Origin of the sequence: Lentzea sp. NPDC060358 (assembly GCF_042725365.1) — a bacterium.
Classification (GTDB): Bacteria; Actinomycetota; Actinomycetes; order Mycobacteriales; family Pseudonocardiaceae; genus Lentzea.
In genome coordinates, this window is sequence record NZ_JBHXCW010000345.1 from 1 (window position 1) to 6,465 (window position 6,465).

The window sequence follows — 6,465 nt, forward strand, 5'->3', positions numbered from 1 at the left end:
CTCACCTCCTGGCCCGCTCGACCACTTCCTCGAGCCGCAGCGGGCTGGGCGGGTGGTGGCTCAGGCACAGCGGCGCCCGCATCCGCCGGAACCCGAACGTGTCGCCGGTGACGTAGAACTGCCCGCGTTCCAGCCGCGAGATGTCCGCGACCGAACTCCCCTTGGCCCGAGCCATCTCCGTGGCCGCCGCGATCTGCGCGGGACTGTTCAACCGCCCGAAGAACTGCGTCGTGGCGTTGCCGGTGATCTGGTTGTGCACGCCCTTGGGCGCCTGCGTGGCGAGCAACAGCCCGAGCCCGTACTTGCGGGCCTGCGAAGCGAGCAGGATCGTCGTCTGCGTGCTGGCCGTGACCCCACCGGAAGGCGCGATCGTCTGCGCCTCGTCCATCACCAGCAACCCGCCGAGCGGCCGGTCCACCGCCGGGTTCCGCTTGATCCAGGCGAAGACCTCGAGCTGCAGCTGGCTGATGAACCCCTGCCGCTGCTCGTCGGACGGCAACCCGACGAAACTGATCACCGAGATCCGCGCCTTCCTGCCCTCCGAAGGCCGCAGCAGCACACCGGGATCAGTCGGCTCCCCCTGCCCACCGAGCAGCGGATCGTTCACCATCGCCGCCCGCAACGTCTCCGCGAGATCCGCCGCCGTGGCCGCGGCCGAGTTCAACTTGCTGATCCCGTCCGGCAACTCCGCCAGCAGGTCCACGAACCCGTTGAGATCCCGCCGATCGTTGCGCGCGTAGTACTTCAACGCCTCCTTGAGCACAGCCCGCCCCCGAACAGCGAACTTGGTCTCGTTGGCGATCCGAGCATGGGGCACCAGCCGAGTCACGGCGGCCTCGATCGAAGCCGCGAACTCGTCCTCGTCCCCCCGCACCTCGGCGAAGTCGGGCAGGGGGTGGAACACCAGCGGCCGCCCACCGGCCCGCCCCGGCGTCCACACCACGACCTCGGTCCCGGCCAGGTAGGCGGCAGCCTTGGCCGCGTCCCCGTCCCGCCACTCCCCCGGCACCTCGGGCCAGGCGTCCCCGAGCCGCGCGAGGTCGTTGTTGGGGTCGAGCACGATCGCCGAAACCCCTTGCAACGCACACTCTTCGACGATCCGCCGCAACAGCACCGTCTTGCCGCTACCGGACCCGGCGAACACGATCGCGTGCTTGCGCAACGACTCCAGCGCGATCCGGATCTCCCCGTCCATGCCGAGCACGATCTCCCCGTCGTGAACGACAGGCATGTGCTCCTTCGACTGCGGCTGCGGCGCTTCGGTCTTCGGCCGCGGTTGCGGAGTCTGCTCGAAACTCAGATCCCGTTCGTGTCCGGGCGGTTCATCCACCTGACGCGGCGGAGGACGCGTCTCCTGCCGTCCACCCCTCGGGGTGGACCTGGTTGGATCGGGCATGATCTGCCGCAGGAACGTCGTGCTGCTGGCGGGTCGGCGCGCGGCGAGCCAGGCGAACAGCTGGTAGCTCTGCGTCGACCACATCTCCTTGAGCGCGCCGAAGGTGCGCAGGTCGTCGTCGGAGACATCGATGCTCCTGCCGCCGCTGCGTTCGAACTCCGCGACCTCGCCGCGGGTCTTCGCGCCGGTCCACCCCTTGGAGCCGTTGCGGATCAGGATCAGGTGGCGGCCCCGCACGCTCTTCGCCGCGGCCCGGGCGTCCCGCAGCCTGCGCAGCACGCGGTTGCCGTGACTGCTGGCGATGAGCCGGAACACCCAGCGCTCCTCGACGTCCTTCTCCTCGTCGACGGTGTGGCGGAGCGCCGCGTGCAGGCTGTTGTCGTCCAGCTGTGGTTCCGGGTGCCAGGTGAGGTCGTCGTTGCCGATCTCCGTGACCCAGGACCTCAGGCCCGCCAGCAGCAGTGCCGGCATGACCTCGTCCTCGTTGTGCGGCTTGACGTCCGCTGCCGCAAGACTCGCCTTCGAACGCAGTCGCGCGAACTCGGCGTCGAGCTCGGCGAGGTCGTCGTGCTCCGGTTCGACAGTCACCGCGGGGGTGCTCCGCACCGCTTCCTCTCGAGGTTCCTGCTTCTCGTCGAACGACCGCAGTTCCACGATCTCGCCGTGGAAGCAGCTCTCGGCATGTGCGTGGATCCGCTTGAGCAACTCGCGCGGAGTCATCGGCTGCCAGGTACCGAACGCTTCGTCGGCCACGGGCCAGGTCGGGTGCGGCGGGGTGATCATCTTGCGCTGGTAGATCGTCCCCAGCCACTTCTCCACGAGCGTGCGAGCGATCCCACCGTCCATGATCGCGGAGAGGATCGGAGTCGTGGTGAAGCGGTCGCCCACGGTGTCGCTCGCTATCGACCCGAGTTTCGCCCACGTGTTCGGCAGGCAGGCGACGATCGTCAGCGTTCGCCTCGTGGTCTCGCGGAGCTGCATCAACCCGTCCGAGATGAGCGCGATCTCCTGTGCCAGCTCGCTGTTCGACGTGTCGTCGTCGAAGGCGTCCTGGCTCTTGTTCACCAGCGTGTCCAGTTGGTCGACCGCGACCACGCACGGCCCCGTCATCGCGAGGACGCGCGAGATGTCCCGCACGAGCGTCTGCGGGCGCTTCGGCTTGGCGGGAAGGCCCCAATGACGGCGCTCGTCCTGCAGCTCGTCGAGCCCTTCGAGGAAGGAGCGGCCGATGTCCGCGTACTCGGAGGCGTAGAGCACGAGAGCTTTGACCGTGTCGCCGCACTCGACCGCGATCCGCCCGTCCACCTGGCGCAATCCGTTGAGGAGTGCCCGAAGATCGTCCGGGATCAGCGGAGCCTCGCCGAGAACCGCGCGCGTGACCTCCGCCGATGCGGCAGCTCGTTCACACAGCTGCTTCAGCAGCACTGTCAGCTGGAACACGCCGTCGTCGTTGGTCCTGAGCAGTTCGCTGCGCATGGCGTCCGCGACGTCGTCCCAGAACAACTTGCCGGACGTGAGTTCGATCAAGAAGAAGTAGCCGCCCTCCTGCTGCACGATCCGGCGCACCGAACCGAGCAGGTGGGTCTTGCCGATGCCCTTGCGCCCCTGCAGGGCGAGCCCGATCGGGCTCGGCCCGGTGCTCGCCTTGGCGTCCGCGATGCCGGTCCTGATGCGGTGCTCCGCTCGCGGGTGCAGACCGTCGACGTGCGACGGTGAGTTCTGCCAGACGTCGTCGGGTGTCATGGCGGAGTTGAAGCGCAACGCAGCCAGCGCTTCCCGCAGCTTCGCGGTCATGACGATTCCTCGATCGCGATGAGGTGCAAGTCCTCACCGCCGATCCGCACCGCGGCGGCACGGTCGTCCGCACCGAGCATCTTCGTGTTCGAGTCCGGCGCCAGGTGGACGGTGCCGGTCTTCATCATCTCCAGCAACACCTCGTCCACCTCGCTCTTCTCGGCTCCGTTCAACCGGGGGCGGATGCGGGCCAGGCGGATCCACTCCTCCGGCGTGCCGGCCAGATGGCTGTAGGCTGCCCGGATCAGCGATTCCAGGTCGTCCGGCCGCACGGCCTCGACGAGCAGGCCGCGCCGGTGGAGAAAGCCGATGACTCGCCGGAGCAGCTCGGTGTGCGCCCGAGCCAGAGGTCCGGCATGGGTGGGCGCGTCACCGCCGACGAGATCCTTCATGCACCACTCGACACCCTTGTCGGTGATCTCGTGCACGAGCCTGCCGGCCTCCTTCGAGGTCGACATCAGGTCGCCGTCGTTCAAAGGGCCGCGCACCGCTGGTGGCAGCTTGATCTTGAACCGGTCGGTCAACTCCTTGTGCGGGATGGCGCGGTCTTCCAGCATCAGCTGCATCAGTGCCGCCCGTGCCTGAGGGCCGTACGTCTCCGGCATCACGCCGCCTTTCATTCCGTGAACGCGTTGATTCGTCGATCAATGCGGGTGAGCAGTGCGCTCACCTCTGCGCGCAACCGCCCTGGCACCGGCACCCCGGTTCCGTTGCGCTGGCTCTTGCCGAGCAGCAGCAGGTCGGCCGACCTGTCCCGGAGGAGGTCGAAGTCCCCGTCGTCGAGGGCGCTCGTCATTCCGCTCACCGTCTCCTCGAGCAGTGCGAGCCGTGCCTCGTAGGCCAGGTGACCAGGCAGCTCGCGCAGTGCGGCCTCTGCGGTGCGCAACGCCTCGAGGGCCGGCTCGCTCTCGGGGGCGGGAGCCGCCTTGATGAGGTCGTGCAGCTCGCGCGCCACCTGCGCGGGTCGCCCGACCGGGTCGAACTCCAGGTGTCGCAGGCTGCGCAGGAAACCGGGCAGCAGCTCGCGATCTGTTCCTCGGGTGAGCAGGCAGAACATCTGCCGCTGCGACCCGTCCGGTCCGAGCGTGCGCCTCATGAAGCGTTCCGCCTCGGTCAGCTGCCACCGGCTCAGCGCGCCGTCGACCACGAGACAGAGGTGCTCGGCGGGATCGTTGGTCTGGTCCAGGAATTCAGGATCTCCCGACACGGACCTGTCGGCCGCCACCCCGAGCAACCGCAGCTCGGTGATGAGCTCCGTGCCGGTGCGCCAAAGCGTCCTCGGGCTGGACACCAACAGGTCCCAGTCGAACTTGCGGCGGTGTCGCGAGCGGGCCGCGGCCACGTAGGCGTCGCGGTTGTCGGCCAGAAGGTCCGTCCGGTCGAACTCCTGGGCGATCACCGCCGCCACGGTCTCGAGAGCGAAGGAGATCTGGTCCGACGACGGAGGCCGCTCGGCCAGCACCGGCAGCAGTTCGCCAAAACTCCAGTACGAGATGTAAGGCACCGTCAGATGCCGCACCATCTGCTCCGGCGTAACCCCTTTGACCAGCCAGTTGCTGAACAGCGGAGCGACAACGCCCACGCACTTCTGCTGCCACTCCTCGGCCCGCTCGTACTCCATGCGGTTGTCGAGCCGCGACAGCACCGGCATCACCTGGTGACGAGGCCGGTCGTAAGGCAGGCGGTCCCTCGCCTGGTCCGCGAGGTGGACGATGTCCACTACCTCGTTGAGGTTCTGCTCGTTGGCGGTGAAGACCACCACCAACCGGTCCGGCAGCTGCGCGGCGCAGATGCCCGCGATGTCCGAGACGCCGGTACGGCTGTCGATCAGCACGAAGTCGTACTTGGCGATCCATTCCTCGCGGCGGTCCTCGAGGTACGCGGCGAAGCCCTGCTCGTAGAGCTCCTCCCAGTCGATCCCCTGCATCCGGTACGTGTAGGAGGCATCGAGCTTGTTCCCGACCACCTTGCCGGCCGCCATCAGGTCGAGCACGCCACCCTCGACATCGACCCGCACTGTGTGCGCCGGTGGCACCTCAACCTCCCGGAGGAAGTCGTGAGCGAGATCCACGACACCGCTGTCCGGCATTTGGGAGAGATGGGGGCGGAAGTAAAGGTGGAGGCCAGGTGCCTCCAGGTCCCAATCGACGGCGAGCACCCGATACCCCCAGCGCGCGAGCAGCACAGCCGTGTTGGCCAGGGTGAAGCTGCGTCCGACGCCGCCCTTGTAGGAGTAGAACGTGATCACGGTTCCGGACATGGTTTGAACCTCGGCAAGGGCGGGCGCGGAGTCACGATGGGAGTGGGGAGCTCGACAATCGGCCAGTCGGGCTGCCAGTCGGGCACCTGGTCCACCAGTTCCACCAGATCCCGGGCCAGCCGTTTCACTTCCTGGTGGAACTGGAAGTAGTGAACGGTCTGCTGATAGACCGGGTCGGGATGCGCGAACTCCTTGAAGTCGTGATAACTGCGCATCCGTTCCTCCTCCGGGAAGTTCTCGGAATCGGAGAAGAGAATGGGATAGATCAGTCCCTGGGGGATCTCGGCGGTCGCGAAGCCCAGCATCTCCTCCCGGGCACGCATGCTGTAGAGCTCTGCCATGCACCAGCCCGACGTGAAGTAGTGCGGCGTCATGACCTGGATCATGATCTTGCTGCGCCGCAACGAGGTCTGGAGGTTGTGCGCCCACTGCACCGCTTTGGGCATGTAGCGGTCCATGTAGATCCTCGGCGTCGGCGCACACTCGTCGGCGAGGCAGTCCCTCAGCTTGTTGTAGAAGTGGTTCAACAGCCATTTCTGGACATTGCCCTGACGGCTGTAGCTGATGAAGAAATCGAACTCGTAGCCGGACACGAGCAACAACGGTAGAGGCGGCCACGCCGCAATAAAAGACAAAAAAGTGGGCATTTCAAGCCGTTTTGACCAATAATTGGACAAAAACTGGCGATCAGATCGTGCCCTGGACAGCAAGAAGCCCCCGATCATGTTCGATCGGGGGCTTCCGAGCGGAGTGGACGATACAGGGATTGAACCTGTGACCCCTACCGTGTCAAGGTAGTGCTCTCCCGCTGAGCTAATCGTCCGAGCGGATGACGAGACTCGAACTCGCGACCCTCACCTTGGCAAGGTGATGCGCTACCAACTGCGCTACATCCGCGTTGCGCCTCGGTTTCCCGTGGTGCGAGAGGAACTTTATCCGACGGCCCCCCGAAGTTCCAAATCGGCTGATCTCGGGGGTGAAGCCACGGGCCGGCAATGCCTGGAAACGCCAGCGG

The 6,465-nt window shown here is 66.6% G+C and carries 4 protein-coding genes and 2 tRNA genes; all 6 read right to left on the reverse strand.

Features of this window, described 5'->3' with window-relative positions:
• Position 1 precedes the first annotated feature (1 nt).
• Positions 2 to 3,190, reverse strand: coding sequence for an ATP-binding protein (locus ACFWGZ_RS38480; RefSeq protein ID WP_382456525.1), 3,189 nt, complete (start codon positions 3,188 to 3,190; stop codon positions 2 to 4).
• Complete coding sequence (locus tag ACFWGZ_RS38485; protein ID WP_382456526.1) at positions 3,187 to 3,795, reverse strand: hypothetical protein; 609 nt, start codon at positions 3,793 to 3,795, stop codon at positions 3,187 to 3,189. Before ACFWGZ_RS38485 ends, ACFWGZ_RS38480 begins: the two co-directional genes overlap by 4 nt.
• A gap of 11 nt (positions 3,796 to 3,806) precedes the next feature.
• Positions 3,807 to 5,450 carry a KGGVGR-motif variant AAA ATPase gene (locus ACFWGZ_RS38490; protein ID WP_382456527.1) on the reverse strand — a complete coding sequence of 548 codons (1,644 nt, stop codon included), beginning with the start codon at positions 5,448 to 5,450 and terminating at the stop codon, positions 3,807 to 3,809.
• Positions 5,435 to 6,043 carry a TIR domain-containing protein gene (locus ACFWGZ_RS38495; RefSeq protein WP_382456528.1) on the reverse strand — a complete coding sequence of 203 codons (609 nt, stop codon included), beginning with the start codon at positions 6,041 to 6,043 and terminating at the stop codon, positions 5,435 to 5,437. The genes ACFWGZ_RS38490 and ACFWGZ_RS38495 overlap by 16 nt, the downstream gene beginning before the upstream one ends.
• Before the next feature lie 158 nt (positions 6,044 to 6,201).
• A tRNA-Val gene (locus tag ACFWGZ_RS38500) sits at positions 6,202 to 6,273 on the reverse strand.
• Position 6,274: 1 nt separating this feature from the next.
• A tRNA-Gly gene (locus ACFWGZ_RS38505) sits at positions 6,275 to 6,347 on the reverse strand.
• Positions 6,348 to 6,465 lie beyond the last annotated feature (118 nt).

Bases quoted from the DNA above. Each gene is read 5' to 3' on its own strand.
- ACFWGZ_RS38480 (WP_382456525.1), bottom strand. From the start codon at position 3,190: ATGACCGCGAAGCTGCGGGAAGCGCTGGCTGCGTTGCGCTTCAACTCC.
- ACFWGZ_RS38485 (WP_382456526.1), bottom strand. From the start codon at position 3,795: ATGCCGGAGACGTACGGCCCTCAGGCACGGGCGGCACTGATGCAGCTG.
- ACFWGZ_RS38490 (WP_382456527.1), bottom strand. From the start codon at position 5,450: ATGTCCGGAACCGTGATCACGTTCTACTCCTACAAGGGCGGCGTCGGA.